Here is an 18,182-nt window from a genome sequence, read left to right as displayed (position 1 = left end):
GGTTGTAGCGATCAAAACAGTTTTATTACTATATATATTTTTTGATAATTAAATACACAAAGTTCATATTAAATGGAGGCGAATTATGGCTAGAGAATTTCCACTAGAAAAATTTAGGAATATTGGAATTATGGCTCATATAGATGCTGGTAAAACTACCACAACGGAGAGGATTTTATTTTATACAGGTAAGACTCACAAAATAGGTGAAGTTCATGAAGGGCAGGCTACCATGGACTGGATGGTTCAGGAACAAGAGAGAGGCATAACAATAACTTCAGCAGCAACAACTTGCCAATGGAAGGATTATGTGATAAATATTATAGATACTCCTGGTCATGTTGATTTTACAGTTGAGGTTGAAAGATCATTGAGAGTTTTAGATGGTGCTGTAGCCGTTCTTGATGCTAAAAGTGGTGTTGAGCCACAAACTGAAACTGTTTGGAGGCAAGCTGATAAATATAGAGTACCTAGAATAGTATATGTTAACAAAATGGATGCTATTGGAGCTAATTTTTATAATTGTGTAGATTCCATAAAAGATAGATTAAGGGCTAATGCAGTACCTGTACAAATACCTATAGGTAGTGAATCTGAGTTTATAGGAATAATTGATTTGATTGAAAATGTTGCTATAATTTATAAAAATGATTTAGGGACTGAGGTTTCTAGAGAGGATATTCCAGAAGAATATAAAGAAGATGCTAGTAAATATAGAGAACTTATGATTGAATCAATAGCTGAAACAGATGAAGAACTTATGATTAAGTTTTTAGAAGGTGAAGAAATACGTGCATCTGAGCTAAAAACTGCTCTTAGAAAAGCGGTTATTGATATACAAGTTATACCAGTTATATGTGGTTCTTCTTATAAAAACAAAGGTGTTCAAGAAATGATAGATGCTGCTGTTGAGTATTTACCATCACCTATTGATATTGATGCCGTAAAAGGTGTTGATTTAGATGGTAATGAAGATTCAAGAGAAGCAAGTGATGATATAGCAATGTCTGCTTTAGCATTTAAGATACAGACTGATCCATTTATTGGAAGGCTTGCATATACCAGAGTTTATTCTGGAGTATTAAAAAGTGGATCGTATGTTTATAATTCTACGAAAGGCAAAAAAGAGAGAATTGGAAGACTTCTTAAAATGCATGCTAATCATAGGCAGGAAGTAGATGAATTAAGAGCTGGGGATTTAGGAGCTATTGTTGGATTAAAAGATACGACAACTGGAGACACTTTGTGTGATGATACAAAGAAAATCATACTTGAGAGTATGGAATTCCCAGAGCCAGTTATATCCGTAGCTATAGAGCCTAAAACTAAAGCTAGCCAGGAGAAAATGGGTCTATCTTTAGCTAAGTTAGCAGAGGAAGATCCTACATTTAAAACATACACTGATCAGGAAACAAATCAAACTATAATAGCTGGAATGGGTGAGTTGCATCTTGAGATTATCGTGGATAGATTACAGAGGGAATTTAAGGTTGATTGCAATGTAGGGAAACCTCAGGTTGCTTATAAAGAAACAATAAGAAAACAAGTTACATGTGAAGGTAAGTATATAAGACAATCTGGTGGTAGAGGTCAGTATGGACATTGTGTTATAGATCTTATACCATGTTCAGGTGATTATGAGTTTGAAAATGCAATAGTTGGTGGAGTAATACCGAAAGAATACATACCAGCTGTTGATAATGGCATTAGAAATGCTGCTCTTAATGGTGTTATAGGAGGTTATCCAACGATTAATTTTAAGGTTAGATTGCATGATGGATCATATCATGATGTTGATTCATCTGAAATGGCATTTGAATTTGCAGGTTCTATGGCATTTAAAAATGGTATGTCTAAGGCAGATCCTGTTTTATTAGAACCTATTGTTAAAGTAGAAGTAACTGTGCCTGAAGAATATATGGGTGATGTAATGGGTGATTTGAACTCTCGTAGAGGAAGAATAGAGGGGATGGAATCAAGATTTGGAGCTCAAATAATAAAAGCACAAGTACCTATGTCTGAAATGTTTGGATATGCTACAGTTTTGAGATCTAGAACTCAAGGGAGGGGTACTTATAGTATGGAATTTGATCATTATGATGAAGTGCCAAAAAATATTCAAGAACAGATAGTTAGTAAAAAATAGGAGGTATTTATAGAGATGTCAAAAGCTAAATTTGAGAGGAATAAACCGCATGTTAATATAGGGACGATAGGACATGTTGATCATGGTAAGACTACATTGACAGCGGCTATAACGACAGTATTAGCAAACAAAGGATATGCTGAAGCATTTAAATATGACGAGATAGATAAGGCTCCGGAGGAGAAAGAGAGAGGTATAACGATAAATACAGCGCATGTTGAGTATGAGACGGATGGAAGGCATTATGCACATGTTGATTGTCCGGGGCATGCTGATTATGTTAAGAATATGATAACTGGAGCTGCTCAAATGGATGGTGCGATATTGGTTGTATCTGCAGCTGATGGACCTATGCCACAGACAAGAGAACATATATTGTTGGCTTCTAGAGTAGGAGTTGATTATATAGTAGTGTTTTTAAATAAAGCTGATATGGTTGATGATGAAGAGTTATTGGAATTAGTAGAGATGGAAGTAAGGGATTTATTAAATGAGTATAAATTTCCTGGGGATGATACACCTATTATAAAGGGATCAGCATTAAAGGCGTTAGAGAATCCTACTGATACGGATGCTACAGCTTGTATAATGGAGTTAATGGATGCCGTAGATAGCTATATTCCTACGCCTGAGAGAGCTACGGATAAGCCTTTTTTAATGCCGGTTGAGGATGTGTTTACTATAACAGGAAGAGGAACAGTAGCTACTGGAAGAGTAGAGACTGGTGTATTGAAGGTGCAAGAGGAAGTAGAAATAATAGGATTGAAAGAAGAAAAGAGCAAGACAGTAATTACTGGGATAGAAATGTTTAGGAAATTATTAGATGAAGCTCAAGCAGGAGATAATATAGGTGCGTTGTTAAGGGGGATTCAGAGGTCTGATATAGAGAGAGGTCAGGTATTAGCTAAACCTGGGACAGTAAATCCACATACAAATTTTATAGGTCAAGTATATGTTCTTAAGAAAGAAGAGGGTGGTAGACATAAGCCATTTTTTGATGGATATAGACCACAATTTTATTTTAGAACGACAGATGTTACAGGTAATATAAAATTACCAGAAGGAAAAGAGATGGTTATGCCAGGAGATCATATAGATATGGAGGTTGAATTGATAACTCCGATAGCTATGGATGAGGGATTAAGGTTTGCCATAAGAGAAGGTGGAAGAACAGTAGGATCTGGGGTTGTTTCAAAAATAAATAAATAGTTTTATATATTTAAAGGGACTGATAATTTAATTAGTCCCTTTATATTTGTTATTGTAATAAATAAAGTATTGAGTTGTATTTTTATTTATAGTATAATTAAGTAGTTATACATATATATGTAGACAATTGTAGGATAGAATCATGTAGTGTTGTTTTTTGATGTGTCCATAAAAGGAGGGAAAAAAATGAGCTTAAATCAGAAAATTAGAATAAAATTAAAAGCATTTGATCATGTAATGCTTGATAATGCTGTCTTAAAAATAGTTGAGGTAGCGAATAATACTGGAGCTAAGGTGTGTGGACCAATACCGTTGCCAACGAGGACGGAGAAGATTACTATATTAAGATCTCCTCACAAGTATAAAGATTCAAGAGAACAGTTTGAAATAAGAACACATAAAAGATTGCTTGATATAGTTAATCCTACGCCTAAAACTGTTGATGCTCTAATGAGGTTGGATGTTCCAACAGGTGTTGATGTAGAATTGAAATTATAATGATTGGTTTTATGATTGATTAATATTTTAATCCGCTCATAAAGGAGGAAAGTTAGCGTGAAAAAAGCAATTTTTGGACAGAAAATCGGAATGACTCAAATTTTTACAGAAGATGGTAATATGATTCCGGTTAGTGTTATTTTAGTTGAGTCGAATGTTGTAGTTCAAGTTAAGAAAGAGGAAAAAGAAGGATATAATGCTATACAAGTTGGGTATGGAATTATAAGAGAAAAACTTGTTAATAACCCTATAAAGGGACATTTCAAAAAATCAGGAATTGATATAAAAAGGCATTTAAAAGAACTTAGATTAGAAGATTGTTCTTCTTATGAAGTGGGAACTGAAATTAGTATTAATTTATTTTCAGTTGGAGAAAAAGTAGATGTTATAGGTAAATCTAAGGGGAAAGGTTTTCAAGGAACTATAAAGAGGTGGAATGGACATAGAGGTCCAATGTCTCACGGATCTAAATTTCATAGATCTGTAGGTTCTATGGGTGCTTCATCTGATCCTTCAAGAACATTTAAAAACAAGAAAATGCCAGGAAGAATGGGCGGTAAGAGATGTACAATGCAAAACCTTGAAATTGTACAAATTATTGAAGATAAGAATATTATGTTAATTAAAGGTTGCATACCTGGACCTAATAAGTCAATTGTACAAATTAGAAATTGTATAAAAGGTTAGTTTATTTTATGAAAGGAGGAGACTAGATGTCTAAAGTAGCAGTATATAATATTTGTGGGGAAAAGGTTGGAGAATTAGAACTTTTAAAAGAAATATTTGATGTGGAAATAAAAAAATATGCTGTACACCAGGTTGTTGTTACCCAATTAGCTAATAAGAGACAAGGAACTCAGTCTGCAAAAACAAGATCTGAAGTTTCTGGTGGAGGTAAAAAGCCTTGGAGACAAAAAGGTACGGGTAGAGCTAGACAAGGATCTATAAGGGCACCGCAATGGATTCATGGTGGGGTTGTTTTTGCACCTAAACCAAGAGATTACAGAATGAATGTTTCTAAAACATTAAGAAAAGTAGCGATTACTTCTGTATTAACTAGTAAAGTTAAGGATGAAAATTTATTAGTTTTAGATAGTATATCATTTAATTTTCCTAAAACTAAAGAGATGGTCAAAGTTATGAATAACTTTAATATAGAGAGCAATATGTTATTAGTTACTGAAACTTCTAATAAAAATGTTTACAGATCTAGTACGAATTTGCAAAATGTAAAGGTGATTCCTGTGAATAATATAAATGTTTATGATTTGTTAAAGTATGATAAGCTTGTTATGACTCAAGGTGCAGTTAGAAAACTTGAGGAGGTGTATTCGAATTGAAATTAACAGATTATGATATAATTATAAGACCTATAATAACAGAGAAAAGCATGTCTATTATGGTTGATAGGAAGTATACATTTATTGTAAAGAAGAGTGCTAATAAGATACAAGTTAGGAATGCAATTGAAGCTATATTTGGAGTTAAAGTAGATAGAGTTTTTACTATGAATTATAGTGGGAAAAAGAAAAGGATACGATTTAATCTGGGTAAAAGATCTGATTATAAAAAGGCTATAGTTCAACTTACGCCAGATAGTAATGGAATAGAATTTTTTAATTCAATGAATTCTATGGAGTAATTTGTTATGAGGAGGTAATGAACTTTGGGAGTAAAAAAATTAAAGCCAACAACAGCTTCGCGTAGAAATATGACTGTAAATTCTTATGAGGAAATAACTACTAATAAACCTGAAAAATCTCTGGTTTATGGTCTGAGAAAAAGTGGTGGAAGAAATGCTCAGGGAAAGATAACGGTTAGACATAAGGGTGGTGGCAATAAAAGAAAGTATAGGATAATTGATTTTAAGAGAAATAAAGATGATATAGCTGGCTTGGTTAAAACAATTGAGTACGATCCAAATAGATCAACTTTTATATCTTTAATAGCTTATGCAGATGGTGAAAAGAGGTATATATTAACTCCGAATGGATTAAATGTTGGAGATAAGATATTTTCTGGGATTAATGCGGATATTAAGCCTGGGAATTGTTTGCCATTGAGTAGTATACCAGTTGGTACAATGATCCATAATATTGAATTAAAAAAGGGCAAAGGTGGTCAAATAGTTAGATCTGCTGGTTTATCTGCTCAATTAATGGCTAAAGAGGGAAGTTATGCTACACTTAGGTTACCAAGTGGTGAAATGAGATATGTAAGAATAGAGTGTAGAGCTACTATAGGTATTTTATCTAATGAATCACATTCAATAATTAGCATGGGTAAGGCTGGAAGAAATAGGAATAAAGGTATAAGACCAACAGTTCGAGGATCTGTTATGAATCCTTGTGATCATCCACATGGAGGAGGGGAAGGAAGAAGCCCGATTGGAAGACCGTCGCCTGTATCTCCTTGGGGAGTTCCAACTCTTGGCTATAAGACCCGAAGAAATAAAAAGTATTCTGATAATTTAATAGTAAGAAAAAGAAAATAGATAGATGATAGGAGGTTTAAATATTGGGAAGATCTGCTAAAAAAGGTCCTTTTGTTCAAAAGATTCTTTTAGATAGAATTGTCATGATGAATAAGAACAGTGAAAAAAAAGTGATAAAAACATGGTCCAGAAGTTCTACAATATTTCCAGAAATGATAGGCCATACAATTGCTGTTCATGATGGAAGAAAACATGTACCAGTTTATATAACTGAAGATATGGTTGGTCATAAATTGGGTGAATTTGCGTTAACAAGAACTTATAAAGGTCATGTTGATCAGAAGACATCTAGAGTTAGATAATATATAGAAAGGAGTTGTTGTTATGGATACAAAAGCTATAGCCAAATATGTAAGAATGTCTCCTATGAAAATAAATGTTGTATTAAAACTAATAAGAGGCAAATCGATTAAGGAAGCATATTCTATTTTGTTATATACAAATAGAAGAGCGGCTGCCGTTATAGAAAAAGTTTTAAAATCAGCAGTTTCAAATGCGGAAAATAATAATAATATGGATCGAAATTTATTAATTGTTAAGTCTGCTTATGTTAATAATGGTCCTATATTAAAAAGGTTTCAACCAAGAGCTCAGGGTAGAGCATTTAGAATTAATAAAAGAACTAGCCATATTACTATAATAGTTGGAGAAAATAGCAAATAAAGGAGGTAATAATAGAATGGGTCAAAAAGTTAATCCTCATGGTCTAAGAGTGGGAGTTATTAAAGATTGGTCTTCTAGATGGTATGCAGATAAAAAAGATTTTTCCAGGTATTTGTTTGAAGATTTTCAAATTAGGAAAGTAATTAAGAATAAGTATTATTCTGCAGGAATATCAAAGATAGAGATTGAGAGAAGTGTAAAGAAGTTAAAAATAAATATATATACGGCACGACCTGGTGTTATTATTGGAAAAGGTGGAGCTGGAATTGAAATTGTTAAATCAGAGATTCAAAAGATAGATTCAGCTGGTAGTTCAATTGTAATAAATATAGTTGAGATTAAATCATATGATACAGATGCACAGTTAGTTGCTGAAAATATAGCTTTGCAATTAGAAAGAAGAGTATCGTTTAGGAGAGCTATGAAACAGGCAATGCAAAGAACTATGAAAATGAGAGTTTTAGGAATAAAAACTGCTGTTTCAGGAAGATTGGGTGGAGCAGATATTGCTAGAACTGAGCATTATCATGATGGAACAATACCATTACAAACTTTAAGAGCTGATATAGATTATGGGTTTGCTGAGGCTAACACTACTTATGGTAAACTTGGTGTTAAGGTTTGGATTTATAAAGGTGAAGTTTTATCTAAAAAAACTTTAATTAATGATGATAAAAATTAGAAAGGAGGAATTTTGTATATGTTAATGCCTAAAAGAGTTAAATATCGTAGGGTACAAAAAGGTAGAATGAGAGGCGTATCTAAAGCGGGCACAATGATAGCTTATGGAGATTATGCTTTAGTTGCTACAAGTACTTCTTGGATAACTGGTAATCAAATTGAGTCTGCAAGGATTGCTATAAATAGATATATAAAAAGAGGTGGAAAATTACATATAAAAATATTCCCTCATAAATCAGTTACTAAAAAACCAGCTGAAGTTCGTATGGGATCTGGTAAGGGTGCGCCAGAATTTTTTGTTGCGGTTGTTAAACCGGGAAGGATTATGTTTGAATTATCGGGCGTTTCAGAAGAATTAGCAAAGGAAGCTATGAGGTTAGCTTCGCATAAATTACCAGTAAAGACTAAATTTTTGACTAGAAAAGATTTTGAAAGAGTTGGTGGTGAATAGGACAAATGAAGATAAGTGAACTTAGAGAATTAAGGTCATTGGATATTACTGAAATGAATGTTAAATTAATTGAATTAAAATCGGAACTTTTTAATTTGCGTTTTCAATTGGCTGTTGGTCAACTATCTAATCCTATGAGAATTAGAGAAGTTAAGAGATCAATTGCTCAGATTAAAACAGCTATAAGAGAACATGAAATAATGCAGTTAAAATAATTTTGTAAAGGAGGGTAAGTAAGTGGAAAGAAATTCAAGAAAAGTTAAAACTGGTGTAGTAGTATCAGATAAGATGCAAAAAACTATAGTTGTTGCGGTAGAGGGTAAGAAGAAGCATACGTTGTATGGTAAGGTTCTTAAAGTTACTAATAAATTTAAGGCTCACGATGAGAATAATGAAGCTAAGATTAATGATAGAGTATTAATTATGGAAACAAGACCACTATCAAAAGATAAAAGATGGAGGTTGGTAGAAGTATTAGAAAGAGCTAAATAATTAAGGGGGGAGAATATAAGATGATACAGGAATTAACTAGATTAAAAGTTGCTGATAACACAGGTGCTAAGGAAGTGATGTGTATAAGAGTATTAGGGGGATCACGCAGGAAAAGTGGGAATATAGGAGATATTATAGTTGCTAGCGTAAAAAATGCATCACCAGGTGGTGTTGTTAAAAAAGGTGATGTTGTTAAGGCTATAATAGTTAGAACTGTTAAAGGTGTTGTTCGTTCAGATGGTTCTTTTATTAGATTTGATGATAATGCTGTTGTAATTTTGAAAGAAGATGGTCAGCCTAGAGGAACCAGAATTTTTGGACCTGTTGCTAGAGAATTAAGAGATAAAGAGTGTATGAAAATACTTTCATTAGCTCCAGAAGTTTTATAGATTAGAGGTGATAGAATGCATGTCAGAAAAAATGATACGGTTTACATTATTTCAGGTAAGGATAAAGATAAAATAGGTGAAGTTCTTAAAGTAAATCCTAATAAGAATACGCTTATTGTAAGTGGTATAAATATAGTAACTAAACATATAAAGCCTAACAGACAAAATATGCAAGGGGGTATAACAAAAGTTGAAGCTCCAATAAATGTATCTAAGGTTATGTTATATTGTAATAATTGTAAAAAATCTACAAGATTAAAACAAAAATTTATTGATAATGGTACAAAAGTAAGAGTTTGTAGACATTGCGAACGAACAATTTGATTAAAGGGGGGTTTGTAATTTTGTCAAGACTTAAAGAAAAATATATTAACGAAGTTACAAGTAAATTGGTAGAAAAATTTAAATATAGTAATTTGATGCAGGTTCCTAAAATAGAAAAAGTTGTTATTAATATGGGAGTTGGAGAGGCTAAGGATAATTCAAAGGTATTAGAATCAGTTGTTAATGATATGCAATTAATATCTGGTCAAAAACCAATTATATGTAGAGCTAAGAAGTCCATATCTAATTTTAAACTTAGGGAAAATATGCCTATTGGGTGCAAAGTAACTTTAAGAAAAAGTAGAATGTATGATTTTATAGATAAATTATTTAATGTAGCTTTACCTAGAGTTAGAGATTTTAGAGGTGTATCTGAAAAAAGTTTTGATGGGAGAGGGAATTATACTTTAGGACTAAAGGAACATTTGATATTCCCGGAAATTGAATATGATAAAATAGATAAAATTAGGGGTATTGAAGTAATATTTGTAACAACTGCAAAAACTGATGAAGAGGCTAGAGAATTATTGAGATATCTAGGAATGCCATTTATGAGTTAATTTTATTAAAAGGAGGTAAAATTGTGGCACGTAAAGCAATGATTGAGAAATGGAAGAAAATGGCTAAATATAAAACAAGAGTTTATACTAGGTGTAGTTTATGTGGTAGACCACATGCGGTGTTAAGGAAATTTGGTATTTGTAGAATTTGCTTTAGAGAATTGGCTTATAAGGGGCAAATTCCTGGATGTACAAAATCAAGTTGGTAATTTTAGAAGGGAGGTAAGGTATAAATGGTAATGACAGATCCAATCGCAGATTTATTGACTAGGATAAGAAATGCTAATATGGCAAGGCATGAAACTTTAGAAGTTCCTATGTCTAAGGTAAAAAAAGAAATTTTGAAGATTTTATTGAATGAAGGATATATAAAGTCGTATGAAGATTATGATGATGGAGTAGTTCCAATGTGTAAAATATCTTTAAAATATGGAAAAAACAGAGAAAAGGTAATAGTGGGTTTAAAGAGAATTTCAAGACCTGGTTTAAGAGTTTATTGCAAAAAAGATAATATACCAAGAGTATTAAGTGGATTAGGGGTAGCTATAATTTCAACATCTAAAGGCATGATGGTTGATCGTGAGGCTAGAAAACAAGGATTAGGTGGAGAAGTTATCTGTTATGTTTGGTAAAAAATTATAATAGGAGGTGTACAAATGTCTAGAGTGGGTAGATTACCTATTATTTTGCCTGAAGGCACTTTGGTTAATATAGATTCAAATAATTTTATTACAGTACAAGGTAAAAAAGGTAAATTAGAGAAACAAATGTCTAGCGATATAATTATAAGACAGGAAGAAAGTCAGATATTTGTTGAAAGAAAAAATGAGACAAAAAAACAAAAACAATTACATGGTTTAACTAGGGCTTTGATTTTTAATATGGTTAAAGGTGTATCTGAGGGATATAGTAAGACTTTAGAACTTAACGGTGTTGGATATAGAGCTCAACTAAAGGGGAAGAATATAGTCATGAATTTAGGTTATTCTCATCCTGTGGAAATTAACAGTGTAGATGGAATTATTTTTGAGGTACCAAATCAAACTCAAATAATTGTTAGTGGTATTGATAAACAGTTAGTTGGGGAAGTAGCAGCTAAAATTAGACAATGGAGAAAACCTGAACCTTATAAAGGAAAAGGGATTAAATATTCTGATGAAATTATAAGGAGAAAAGAAGGGAAGACAGGTAAAAAATAAATTAGATAATTGAAGAAAGGAGATAGTAATGAGTAAATACAATAAAACTGCTAAGAGAAAAAGAAGACATTTTAGAATAAGAAAGAAACTTAATGGTACATTGAATATACCAAGATTATGTGTTTTTAGGAGTTCAAAAAATATATATGCACAATTAATTGATGATGTTAGTGGGAATATATTAGTTGCTGCATCTACATTGGATAAAAATTTTAATGGTATTGGTAGTAATAAGGAGGCAGCTAGAATTATAGGTAGGAATATAGCCAAGAAAGCACTAGAAAAGTCTATAACTAACGTTGTTTTTGATAGAAATGGTTATTTATATCATGGAAGAATTTCTGAGTTAGCTGAGGGAGCAAGAGAGGCTGGATTACAATTTTAATAAGGGAGGTTGGTTTTAACAATGAAAATTAAAAATAATAGCTCAGAATTAAAAGAAAAAGTAATTTTCATAAATAGGGTTACTAAAGTTGTTAAAGGTGGTAGGAATTTTAGATTTAGTGCTTTAGTAGTTGTAGGAGATGGAAAAGGATTTATAGGTGTTGGAACAGGTAAATCTGCAGAAGTTCCTGACGCTATAAGAAAAGGTATAGAAGATGCTAAGAAAAATATGATTTATGTACCAATAATTAAAGAAACTATACCACATGAAACTGTTGGGGTATTTGGAAAGTCTAAGGTTTTAATAATGCCAGCAAGGAAAGGTACAGGAATTATAGCAGGTGGTCCAGTTAGAAGCGTTTTAGAATTAGTTGGAGTAAAAAATATTACAGCTAAATCTTTGGGTTCAAATAATCCTAAAAATGTTGTTAATGCTACATTTAATGCATTATTATCTTTGAGGACATTAGAAAAAATTGCAGAACTTAGAGATAAGAAAGTTATAGAAATAATAGGTTAGGTAGGGTATATAAATGAATAAAATCAAAATTTGTTTAACACGGAGCCTAATAGGTAGAAATAAAGAGCAAAGAGATACAGTATATGCTTTGGGATTAAAAAAAATTGGGGATCAAGTGGAACATAATGGAACTCCCCAGATACTTGGTATGGTAAATAAGGTCAAGTTTTTATTAAATATTATAGAAGTTTAAGGGGGGTTAAGAATGAAATTACATGAATTAAAACCGGCTCCTGGAAGTAGAAAAAATTGTAAAAGATTAGGAAGAGGTACTGGATCAGGGTTAGGTAGGAATTCAGGAAAAGGTGAAAAGGGACAAAAGTCTAGAAGTGGTGGAGGAGTAAGAGTAGGATTTGAAGGTGGTCAAATGCCATTATATAGGCGAGTTCCTAAAAGAGGGTTTACTAATATATTTAAAAAGGAATATGCTATTTTAAATTTAGATAGATTAAATATATTTGAAAATGGTTCAGAAGTTACTGAAGATGTGCTATTAGACATGGGAATAATAAATAGGATAAGAGATGGTGTTAAAATATTAGCAAAAGGAAATTTGGAGAGGAGTTTAACTGTTAGAGTTTCTAAATTTTCACAGTCGGCTATTGAGAAAATTGAGGCTGCTGGTGGAAAAGTAGAGGTGATTTAGGTTAAATGTTTAAAATTTTAGGTAATGCTTTTAAAGTTAAGGATCTTAGAAAAAGAATATTTTTTACGTTGTTTATTGTTATAGTATTTAGATTGGGGAATTTTATACCTGTTCCAGGTGTTAATACTGAAAGTTTAAAACAATTAACATCAACTGGTTTATTTGGATTCTATGATTTGATATCTGGAGGAGCTTTAGAAAGATTTAGTATATTTGCACTAGGAGTTGTTCCATATATAAATTCTTCTATAATAGTTCAATTATTGTCTATGTCTATCCCCAAATTTGAGCAGCTATCAAAGGAGGGAGAGGAAGGAAGAAAGAAACTTCAAAATATAACTAGATACTTATCTATAGTTCTGTCATTTATTCAAGCATATGGATCGTATTTTTTAATATTAAATGCAGGAGCAATTACTAATAATTCTATATTTTCTATGATATTTGTAGTATTTACATTGGTTGCTGCATCTGTATTTTTAGTATGGATAGGTGATCAAGTTAGTTTACATGGTATAGGTAATGGTGTCTCCTTGTTTATATTTGTAAATATAGTTTCTAGATTTCCGAATATGTTTTTACAGATTGGTGCATTGAATAAATCTGGAGAAGTTGGTTTTATAGAAAGTATAATTTTTATATTAGTTGCTATTGGTCTATTAATTTGGACTATATATATGACATTAGCTGAAAGAAGAATAACTGTTCAATATGCAGGAAAGCAATTATCAGGCAGTAATAAGAATAATAAAGCTCACATACCGTTTAGTATAACTGGATCTGCGGTGATAGCAATTATTTTTGCTACATCTGTATTACAATTTCCAGCAACTATTGGTACATTTTTTTCTCCAGATTCATGGATAAATAGAATTTTAGTTAATGGAAGCTACAGTCCATTTAGGATTAATTCTGCTTTATATACAATATTATTTGCATTATTGATAATCTTTTTTACCTGGTTTTATACCCAAGTTACATATAAACCAGATGAAATGGCGGAAAACATGAATAAATCTGCTGGGTTTATTCCAGGAATAAGACCAGGTGAGTCTACGGCTAAATATATAGAAAATATATTAGATAAGATTTCTATTATTGGGGGAATATTTGGTGCTATGTTAGCGCTGTTTCCAATATTTATAGATTTGTTTACACCATTTAAGGGATTGCAATTTGGAGGTACTATGTTATTGATTTTAATAAGTACTTCTGTTGATACAATGAGACAAATTGAATCACAACTTATCTTAAGACATTATCAAGGGTTTTTAAAGTAGATTAGGTGATATATATTATGAGAATATTACTAATTGGACCGCCAGGTGTTGGAAAGGGAACACAAGCAAATCTTATTTGTAGTAAATATAATCTTAAACATATCTCAACAGGTGATATACTTAGGAAATATATTTCAGATGATAGTGAGATAGGAAAAAGAATTTCAAATTATGGTATAGATTGTGGGAAATTTGTATCAGATGATTTAGTTAATAGTATAGTCAGTCAATTGAAATCTGATAAGATTTTAGATCAATCATATTTATTAGACGGTTATCCTAGAACAGTATCTCAAGCAGAATTTTATATTAATAATATTTTGAATAAAAATGAGAAATATTTAGTGATTTATTTAAGTACTAGTAATGAATACATATTAAATAGGATTTCTAATAGATTAACTTGTATAAACTGCGGAAATATTTATAATTTACAAAATGATTTACCTAAGATTTATGGGAAATGTGATATTTGTGGAAATCGGTTAATAATAAGATCGGATGATAAGGTTAATATACTTAAGGAAAGACTTGAAATATATTATAGAATAACCTCTAGAGTAGTAGATTATTTTAGGAATTTAGATGTTTTGTATGAAATAGATGCTTCGTATGGAATTAATGAAATTTTTAGTCAGGTAAAAAAGGTAATAGGAGAATATTATGATTTATATTAAGAACGATGAAGAAATTTCTTTAATGAAAAAGGCTGGTAAAATAGTTGGTGATACTTTGAAAATTGTGGAATCAATTATAAAGGAAGGTGTAACAACTAATTATTTAGATAGTAAAGCAGAAGATTATATAATAAGATCCAAAGCCAAACCATCATTTAAGGGATATTATGGTTTTCCATCAACATTATGTGTATCAATAAATAATCAAGTTATACATGGTATACCTTCTGATAGAATTATTAAAGAGGGAGATATAGTTAGTGTTGATTGCGGAGCCAATATTTATGGATTTCATGCTGATGCAGCTAGGACTTTTGCTATCGGTAATGTATCAAGTGAGGCTAAAAATCTTATAGAAACTACTTGTGATAGTTTTTTCAAGTCTCTTAAATATGCGAGGGAAGGATATTTTATTGGTGATATATCTAGCTTTATTCAAGAATATGTTGAAAATAAAGGTTATTCTATAGTAAAGGATTTTACGGGCCATGGTATTGGTAGGAGTTTACATGAAGCCCCTGAAATTCCGAATTTTGGGAAAAAAGGAACGGGATTTCATATCAAGAGGGGTATGGCTATTGCAATTGAGCCTATGGTTAATTTAGGTAAGGAACATGTTAAAATACTTGATGATAACTGGACAGTTGTGACAATAGATAATAGTTTATCTGCACATTATGAAAATACTGTTATTATAACTGACGGTGATCCGGAAATTATAACACTATAAGCAAAATGTAAAATATTATTTAGGGAGGGTTAAAGTGAATGGCTAAAGATGATATTATAGAAATGCAAGGAATTGTTAAAGAGTCGTTACCAAACGCAATGTTTCAAGTTGAACTTGAGAGTGGACATATAATTCTTGCACATATTTCAGGTAAATTAAGAATGAATTTTATAAGGATAATTCCTGGAGATAAAGTTAAAATAGAAATGTCGCCTTACGACTTAACCCGTGGTAGGATAATTTGGAGAGCTAAGTAAAGTTTGTTGGAGGATAATTTATGAAGATAAGAGCATCTGTAAAGCCTATATGTGAAAAATGTAGGATTATAAAAAGAAAAGGACGGATTATGGTAATTTGTGAAACGCCAAAACATAAACAAAAACAAGGATAAGATGGAGGTGGATATTTAAAATGGCTAGAATTTCTGGGGTAGATATACCTAAGGATAAGAGAGTTGAAGTGAGTTTAACTTATATTTATGGTATAGGATTATCTACATCTAAAAGGATTTTAAAGGAAACAGATATAAATCCTAATATAAGAGTTAAAGATTTAACTGAAGAACAGGTGAATTTAATAAGAGATTTTATTAATAAAAACCTTAGAGTAGAAGGAGATTTAAGAAGAGATATAGTATTGAATATAAAAAGATTGATAGAGATAGGATGTTATAGAGGGATAAGACATAGAAAAAGGTTGCCTTTAAGAGGTCAAAGAACCAAAACAAATGCAAGAACTATTAAAGGGCCAAGAAAAACTATAGCGAATAAAAAGAAGTAGGGAGGTAAGTTAGCTAAATGGCAATGCAAAAATCTAAAAAAGTTAATAGGCGTAAGAAAGATAGGAAAAATATAGATAGGGGATCTGCACATATAAAATCAACTTTTAATAATTCAATTGTTACTTTAACTGATGTCAATGGTAATACTTTATCTTGGTCTAGCGCTGGTTCATTAGGATTTAAAGGGTCTAGAAAGAGTACACCTTATGCTGCACAAATGGCAGCTGAAACTGCAGCTGTTACTGCTATGGAACATGGACTTAAGAGTGTAGAAGTATATGTTAAAGGACCTGGATCAGGAAGAGAAGCAGCTATAAGATCTTTGCAAGCAGCTGGATTAGAAATAACTTTAATAAAGGATGTGACACCTATTCCTCATAACGGGTGTAGACCGCCAAAAAGAAGAAGGGTGTAATTTGGAGGTGTGAAATGGCTAAATACAACGGCCCACAATGTAAATTGTGTAGAAGAGAAGGTATAAAATTATTTTTAAAGGGAGATAGATGTTATTCATCTAAGTGTTCTGTTGTTAAGAGACAAAGTGCTGGAGCTCCAGGTCAACATGGTAAGAATAGAAAAAAATTATCCAACTATGCACTTCAATTAAGAGAAAAACAGAAAACTAAAAAAATATATGGTTTGCTAGAAAAGCAATTTAGAATTATATATAATAGAGCAGATAAAAAACCTGGTATTACTGGCGAAAATTTAATTAGTTTACTTGAGATGAGATTAGATAATGTAGTTTTTAAATTAGGATTCGCTAATTCTAGAAGAGAAGCACGTCAATTAGTATCTCATGGTCATTTTTTAGTGAATGGTAAAAAGGTTAATATACCATCATATGTTGTTAAAATAAATGATGTTATTGAATTATTAGATAGAAGTAGATCAAGTGAAAAATTTAAGATACTAATTGAAAATAGGAAAGTAATTCCGCAATGGATTAGTGTAGAGGAAGATAAATATAAGGGTAAAGTTATGTCATTACCATCTAAAGATGATTTAAATGTGCCATTTAATGAAACTTTAATAGTAGAGTTTTATAGCAAATAATTTTTGAATCAGATGCCCTTAAAAATATATATTAAGGGAGGGGTTTATTATATATGTTTGATATTGAAACACCTAAGATTGAATGTATAGAATCTAATGAACAAGGGACATATGGGAAATATGTTATAGATCCTCTTGAAAGAGGGTATGGAACAACTCTTGGCAATTCATTAAGAAGAATTTTGCTATCATCACTACCTGGTGTAGCTACTACTTCTATAAAAATTAACGAAGTATTACATGAATTTTCTACAATTAAGGGTATAAAAGAAGATGTAACAGAAATTATTTTGAATATTAAGCAACTTGCTTTAAGGATGGAAGAAGAAGGAAGTAAAGTATTACATTTAGATATTAAGGGAAGCAAGGAAGTTACTGCTGCAGATATAATTGAAGAAGAAGGAATTGAAATTATAAATAAAGATTTACATATAGCAACACTTGAAGATGATGGGCATTTAAATATGGAGATAACTGTTAATAGAGGAAGAGGGTATGTCCCCCAAAATAAGAATAAAATAGATGGGAATATTGGATATATACCGATTGATTCTATTTATACTCCAGTGAAGAGGGTTAATTTTACTGTTGAGAATACTAGAGTGGGGCAAGTTACTGATTATGATAAATTAACTATAGAAGTATGGACTAATGGTTCTATAAAAGTAGATGAGGCAATAAGTTATTCGGCTAAAATATTAATTGAACATTTTAAATTATTTTTAGGTTTAACTAAAGAGGCAAATGAAGTTGTTGTAATGGTACAAAAAGAAGAAGATAAAAAAGAGAAAGTACTTGAGATGACTATTGAAGAGTTAGATTTTTCTGTTAGGAGTTATAACTGTTTAAAGAGGGCAGGTATAAATACAGTACAAGAACTTGCACAAAAATCTTTAGAAGATATGATGAAAGTTAGAAATTTAGGCAAGAAATCTTTAGAAGAAGTTGAAAAGAAACTTAAGGATTTGGGATTAAGTTTAAAACAAAGTGATGAATAATAGG

Annotated in this window: 32 protein-coding genes; all 32 read left to right on the top strand. The window is 31.4% G+C overall.

The window, feature by feature from the left end; all coding sequences use genetic code 11:
- Positions 1-85: 85 nt before the first annotated feature.
- The 32 genes from fusA (at position 86) to SFBM_RS07030 (ending at position 18,178) form a co-directional block, all read left to right on the top strand.
- Complete coding sequence (gene fusA / locus SFBM_RS07185; RefSeq protein WP_005805134.1) at positions 86-2,146, top strand: elongation factor G; 2,061 nt, start codon at positions 86-88, stop codon at positions 2,144-2,146.
- A 15-nt stretch (positions 2,147-2,161) separates the two neighbouring features.
- The gene (gene tuf / locus SFBM_RS07180) at positions 2,162-3,355 is read left to right on the top strand and encodes an elongation factor Tu (RefSeq protein WP_005805135.1); all 1,194 of its coding nucleotides are present in this window, start codon (positions 2,162-2,164) and stop codon (positions 3,353-3,355) included.
- Positions 3,356-3,541: 186 nt separating this feature from the next.
- Complete coding sequence (rpsJ, locus tag SFBM_RS07175) at positions 3,542-3,853, top strand: 30S ribosomal protein S10 (protein WP_005805136.1); 312 nt, start codon at positions 3,542-3,544, stop codon at positions 3,851-3,853.
- 57 nt (positions 3,854-3,910) lie between these two features.
- Entirely contained in the window at positions 3,911-4,540 is a 630-nt protein-coding gene (gene rplC / locus SFBM_RS07170) for a 50S ribosomal protein L3 (protein WP_005805137.1), read from the top strand.
- Between the two features lie 26 nt (positions 4,541-4,566).
- Entirely contained in the window at positions 4,567-5,193 is a 627-nt protein-coding gene (gene rplD, locus SFBM_RS07165) for a 50S ribosomal protein L4 (protein ID WP_005805138.1), read from the top strand.
- 50 nt (positions 5,194-5,243) lie between these two features.
- Positions 5,244-5,495 carry a 50S ribosomal protein L23 gene (gene rplW, locus SFBM_RS07160; RefSeq protein ID WP_255325492.1) on the top strand — a complete coding sequence of 84 codons (252 nt, stop codon included), beginning with the start codon at positions 5,244-5,246 and terminating at the stop codon, positions 5,493-5,495.
- 24 nt (positions 5,496-5,519) lie between these two features.
- Positions 5,520-6,347 carry a 50S ribosomal protein L2 gene (rplB, locus tag SFBM_RS07155; protein ID WP_005805140.1) on the top strand — a complete coding sequence of 276 codons (828 nt, stop codon included), beginning with the start codon at positions 5,520-5,522 and terminating at the stop codon, positions 6,345-6,347.
- A gap of 23 nt (positions 6,348-6,370) precedes the next feature.
- On the top strand, positions 6,371-6,649 hold the full coding sequence (gene rpsS / locus SFBM_RS07150; RefSeq protein WP_005805142.1) for a 30S ribosomal protein S19: 279 nt from the start codon (positions 6,371-6,373) through the stop codon (positions 6,647-6,649).
- Positions 6,650-6,671: 22 nt separating this feature from the next.
- Positions 6,672-7,010, top strand: a complete 339-nt coding sequence (gene rplV, locus SFBM_RS07145) for a 50S ribosomal protein L22 (RefSeq protein ID WP_005805144.1) — start codon at positions 6,672-6,674, stop codon at positions 7,008-7,010.
- 16 nt (positions 7,011-7,026) lie between these two features.
- On the top strand, positions 7,027-7,692 hold the full coding sequence (gene rpsC / locus SFBM_RS07140; protein WP_014018069.1) for a 30S ribosomal protein S3: 666 nt from the start codon (positions 7,027-7,029) through the stop codon (positions 7,690-7,692).
- 18 nt (positions 7,693-7,710) lie between these two features.
- The gene (gene rplP, locus SFBM_RS07135) at positions 7,711-8,142 is read left to right on the top strand and encodes a 50S ribosomal protein L16 (protein ID WP_005805148.1); all 432 of its coding nucleotides are present in this window, start codon (positions 7,711-7,713) and stop codon (positions 8,140-8,142) included.
- A gap of 5 nt (positions 8,143-8,147) precedes the next feature.
- A complete protein-coding gene (rpmC, locus tag SFBM_RS07130; protein ID WP_005805151.1) occupies positions 8,148-8,357 on the top strand; it encodes a 50S ribosomal protein L29 in 210 nt (69 codons plus the stop codon).
- Between the two features lie 22 nt (positions 8,358-8,379).
- Positions 8,380-8,634 (top strand): 30S ribosomal protein S17, encoded by a 255-nt coding sequence (rpsQ, locus tag SFBM_RS07125; protein ID WP_005805153.1) that lies wholly within the window; start codon positions 8,380-8,382, stop codon positions 8,632-8,634.
- A 20-nt stretch (positions 8,635-8,654) separates the two neighbouring features.
- Entirely contained in the window at positions 8,655-9,023 is a 369-nt protein-coding gene (gene rplN / locus SFBM_RS07120; RefSeq protein ID WP_005805155.1) for a 50S ribosomal protein L14, read from the top strand.
- A 15-nt stretch (positions 9,024-9,038) separates the two neighbouring features.
- Complete coding sequence (gene rplX, locus SFBM_RS07115) at positions 9,039-9,347, top strand: 50S ribosomal protein L24 (RefSeq protein ID WP_005805157.1); 309 nt, start codon at positions 9,039-9,041, stop codon at positions 9,345-9,347.
- A 17-nt stretch (positions 9,348-9,364) separates the two neighbouring features.
- Positions 9,365-9,907, top strand: coding sequence for a 50S ribosomal protein L5 (gene rplE / locus SFBM_RS07110; RefSeq protein ID WP_100181639.1), 543 nt, complete (start codon positions 9,365-9,367; stop codon positions 9,905-9,907).
- Between the two features lie 23 nt (positions 9,908-9,930).
- Positions 9,931-10,116, top strand: coding sequence for a type Z 30S ribosomal protein S14 (locus SFBM_RS07105; RefSeq protein WP_005805161.1), 186 nt, complete (start codon positions 9,931-9,933; stop codon positions 10,114-10,116).
- 24 nt (positions 10,117-10,140) lie between these two features.
- Positions 10,141-10,539, top strand: coding sequence for a 30S ribosomal protein S8 (rpsH, locus tag SFBM_RS07100; protein WP_005805163.1), 399 nt, complete (start codon positions 10,141-10,143; stop codon positions 10,537-10,539).
- 24 nt (positions 10,540-10,563) lie between these two features.
- The gene (gene rplF / locus SFBM_RS07095) at positions 10,564-11,106 is read left to right on the top strand and encodes a 50S ribosomal protein L6 (RefSeq protein ID WP_005805164.1); all 543 of its coding nucleotides are present in this window, start codon (positions 10,564-10,566) and stop codon (positions 11,104-11,106) included.
- 28 nt (positions 11,107-11,134) lie between these two features.
- A complete protein-coding gene (gene rplR, locus SFBM_RS07090; RefSeq protein ID WP_005805166.1) occupies positions 11,135-11,491 on the top strand; it encodes a 50S ribosomal protein L18 in 357 nt (118 codons plus the stop codon).
- Between the two features lie 21 nt (positions 11,492-11,512).
- Complete coding sequence (rpsE, locus tag SFBM_RS07085; RefSeq protein ID WP_005805168.1) at positions 11,513-12,010, top strand: 30S ribosomal protein S5; 498 nt, start codon at positions 11,513-11,515, stop codon at positions 12,008-12,010.
- Positions 12,011-12,023: 13 nt separating this feature from the next.
- Entirely contained in the window at positions 12,024-12,203 is a 180-nt protein-coding gene (gene rpmD / locus SFBM_RS07080; protein ID WP_005805170.1) for a 50S ribosomal protein L30, read from the top strand.
- A 12-nt stretch (positions 12,204-12,215) separates the two neighbouring features.
- Positions 12,216-12,656 (top strand): 50S ribosomal protein L15, encoded by a 441-nt coding sequence (gene rplO / locus SFBM_RS07075; protein WP_005805172.1) that lies wholly within the window; start codon positions 12,216-12,218, stop codon positions 12,654-12,656.
- 5 nt (positions 12,657-12,661) lie between these two features.
- Positions 12,662-13,936 carry a preprotein translocase subunit SecY gene (gene secY / locus SFBM_RS07070; RefSeq protein ID WP_005805174.1) on the top strand — a complete coding sequence of 425 codons (1,275 nt, stop codon included), beginning with the start codon at positions 12,662-12,664 and terminating at the stop codon, positions 13,934-13,936.
- 17 nt (positions 13,937-13,953) lie between these two features.
- Positions 13,954-14,613: an adenylate kinase family protein gene (locus SFBM_RS07065; protein WP_005805176.1), complete on the top strand. Its 660-nt coding sequence runs from the start codon at positions 13,954-13,956 to the stop codon at positions 14,611-14,613.
- On the top strand, positions 14,600-15,343 hold the full coding sequence (map, locus tag SFBM_RS07060) for a type I methionyl aminopeptidase (protein WP_005805177.1): 744 nt from the start codon (positions 14,600-14,602) through the stop codon (positions 15,341-15,343). Before SFBM_RS07065 ends, map begins: the two co-directional genes overlap by 14 nt.
- Before the next feature lie 38 nt (positions 15,344-15,381).
- Complete coding sequence (infA, locus tag SFBM_RS07055; RefSeq protein ID WP_005805179.1) at positions 15,382-15,600, top strand: translation initiation factor IF-1; 219 nt, start codon at positions 15,382-15,384, stop codon at positions 15,598-15,600.
- A gap of 20 nt (positions 15,601-15,620) precedes the next feature.
- Positions 15,621-15,734: a 50S ribosomal protein L36 gene (gene rpmJ / locus SFBM_RS07050; protein ID WP_005805181.1), complete on the top strand. Its 114-nt coding sequence runs from the start codon at positions 15,621-15,623 to the stop codon at positions 15,732-15,734.
- Positions 15,735-15,754: 20 nt separating this feature from the next.
- The gene (gene rpsM, locus SFBM_RS07045; protein WP_005805183.1) at positions 15,755-16,123 is read left to right on the top strand and encodes a 30S ribosomal protein S13; all 369 of its coding nucleotides are present in this window, start codon (positions 15,755-15,757) and stop codon (positions 16,121-16,123) included.
- Positions 16,124-16,140: 17 nt separating this feature from the next.
- Positions 16,141-16,539, top strand: coding sequence for a 30S ribosomal protein S11 (gene rpsK / locus SFBM_RS07040; RefSeq protein ID WP_005805185.1), 399 nt, complete (start codon positions 16,141-16,143; stop codon positions 16,537-16,539).
- A gap of 14 nt (positions 16,540-16,553) precedes the next feature.
- Positions 16,554-17,180 (top strand): 30S ribosomal protein S4, encoded by a 627-nt coding sequence (rpsD, locus tag SFBM_RS07035; protein WP_005805186.1) that lies wholly within the window; start codon positions 16,554-16,556, stop codon positions 17,178-17,180.
- A 53-nt stretch (positions 17,181-17,233) separates the two neighbouring features.
- Entirely contained in the window at positions 17,234-18,178 is a 945-nt protein-coding gene (locus tag SFBM_RS07030; protein WP_005805187.1) for a DNA-directed RNA polymerase subunit alpha, read from the top strand.
- Positions 18,179-18,182: the final 4 nt, after the last annotated feature.

The sequence above is a fragment of the Candidatus Arthromitus sp. SFB-mouse-Japan genome (assembly GCF_000270205.1).
In the GTDB taxonomy this organism is placed as follows: domain Bacteria; phylum Bacillota; class Clostridia; order Clostridiales; family Clostridiaceae; genus Dwaynesavagella.
The sequence above is the reverse complement of the archived record's forward strand: the minus strand, read 5'-3'. Positions and strand labels throughout refer to the sequence as shown.

Bases quoted from the DNA above. Each gene is read 5' to 3' on its own strand.
- fusA (WP_005805134.1), top strand. From the start codon at position 86: ATGGCTAGAGAATTTCCACTAGAAAAATTTAGGAATATTGGAATTATG.
- tuf (WP_005805135.1), top strand. From the start codon at position 2,162: ATGTCAAAAGCTAAATTTGAGAGGAATAAACCGCATGTTAATATAGGG.
- rpsJ (WP_005805136.1), top strand. From the start codon at position 3,542: ATGAGCTTAAATCAGAAAATTAGAATAAAATTAAAAGCATTTGATCAT.
- rplD (WP_005805138.1), top strand. From the start codon at position 4,567: ATGTCTAAAGTAGCAGTATATAATATTTGTGGGGAAAAGGTTGGAGAA.
- rplW (WP_255325492.1), top strand. From the start codon at position 5,244: ATGTCTATTATGGTTGATAGGAAGTATACATTTATTGTAAAGAAGAGT.
- rplV (WP_005805144.1), top strand. From the start codon at position 6,672: ATGGATACAAAAGCTATAGCCAAATATGTAAGAATGTCTCCTATGAAA.
- rpsC (WP_014018069.1), top strand. From the start codon at position 7,027: ATGGGTCAAAAAGTTAATCCTCATGGTCTAAGAGTGGGAGTTATTAAA.
- rplP (WP_005805148.1), top strand. From the start codon at position 7,711: ATGTTAATGCCTAAAAGAGTTAAATATCGTAGGGTACAAAAAGGTAGA.
- rpmC (WP_005805151.1), top strand. From the start codon at position 8,148: ATGAAGATAAGTGAACTTAGAGAATTAAGGTCATTGGATATTACTGAA.
- rplN (WP_005805155.1), top strand. From the start codon at position 8,655: ATGATACAGGAATTAACTAGATTAAAAGTTGCTGATAACACAGGTGCT.
- rplX (WP_005805157.1), top strand. From the start codon at position 9,039: ATGCATGTCAGAAAAAATGATACGGTTTACATTATTTCAGGTAAGGAT.
- rpsH (WP_005805163.1), top strand. From the start codon at position 10,141: ATGGTAATGACAGATCCAATCGCAGATTTATTGACTAGGATAAGAAAT.
- rplF (WP_005805164.1), top strand. From the start codon at position 10,564: ATGTCTAGAGTGGGTAGATTACCTATTATTTTGCCTGAAGGCACTTTG.
- rplR (WP_005805166.1), top strand. From the start codon at position 11,135: ATGAGTAAATACAATAAAACTGCTAAGAGAAAAAGAAGACATTTTAGA.
- rpsE (WP_005805168.1), top strand. From the start codon at position 11,513: ATGAAAATTAAAAATAATAGCTCAGAATTAAAAGAAAAAGTAATTTTC.
- rpmD (WP_005805170.1), top strand. From the start codon at position 12,024: ATGAATAAAATCAAAATTTGTTTAACACGGAGCCTAATAGGTAGAAAT.
- rplO (WP_005805172.1), top strand. From the start codon at position 12,216: ATGAAATTACATGAATTAAAACCGGCTCCTGGAAGTAGAAAAAATTGT.
- secY (WP_005805174.1), top strand. From the start codon at position 12,662: ATGTTTAAAATTTTAGGTAATGCTTTTAAAGTTAAGGATCTTAGAAAA.
- SFBM_RS07065 (WP_005805176.1), top strand. From the start codon at position 13,954: ATGAGAATATTACTAATTGGACCGCCAGGTGTTGGAAAGGGAACACAA.
- map (WP_005805177.1), top strand. From the start codon at position 14,600: ATGATTTATATTAAGAACGATGAAGAAATTTCTTTAATGAAAAAGGCT.
- infA (WP_005805179.1), top strand. From the start codon at position 15,382: ATGGCTAAAGATGATATTATAGAAATGCAAGGAATTGTTAAAGAGTCG.
- rpmJ (WP_005805181.1), top strand. From the start codon at position 15,621: ATGAAGATAAGAGCATCTGTAAAGCCTATATGTGAAAAATGTAGGATT.
- rpsM (WP_005805183.1), top strand. From the start codon at position 15,755: ATGGCTAGAATTTCTGGGGTAGATATACCTAAGGATAAGAGAGTTGAA.
- rpsK (WP_005805185.1), top strand. From the start codon at position 16,141: ATGGCAATGCAAAAATCTAAAAAAGTTAATAGGCGTAAGAAAGATAGG.
- rpsD (WP_005805186.1), top strand. From the start codon at position 16,554: ATGGCTAAATACAACGGCCCACAATGTAAATTGTGTAGAAGAGAAGGT.
- SFBM_RS07030 (WP_005805187.1), top strand. From the start codon at position 17,234: ATGTTTGATATTGAAACACCTAAGATTGAATGTATAGAATCTAATGAA.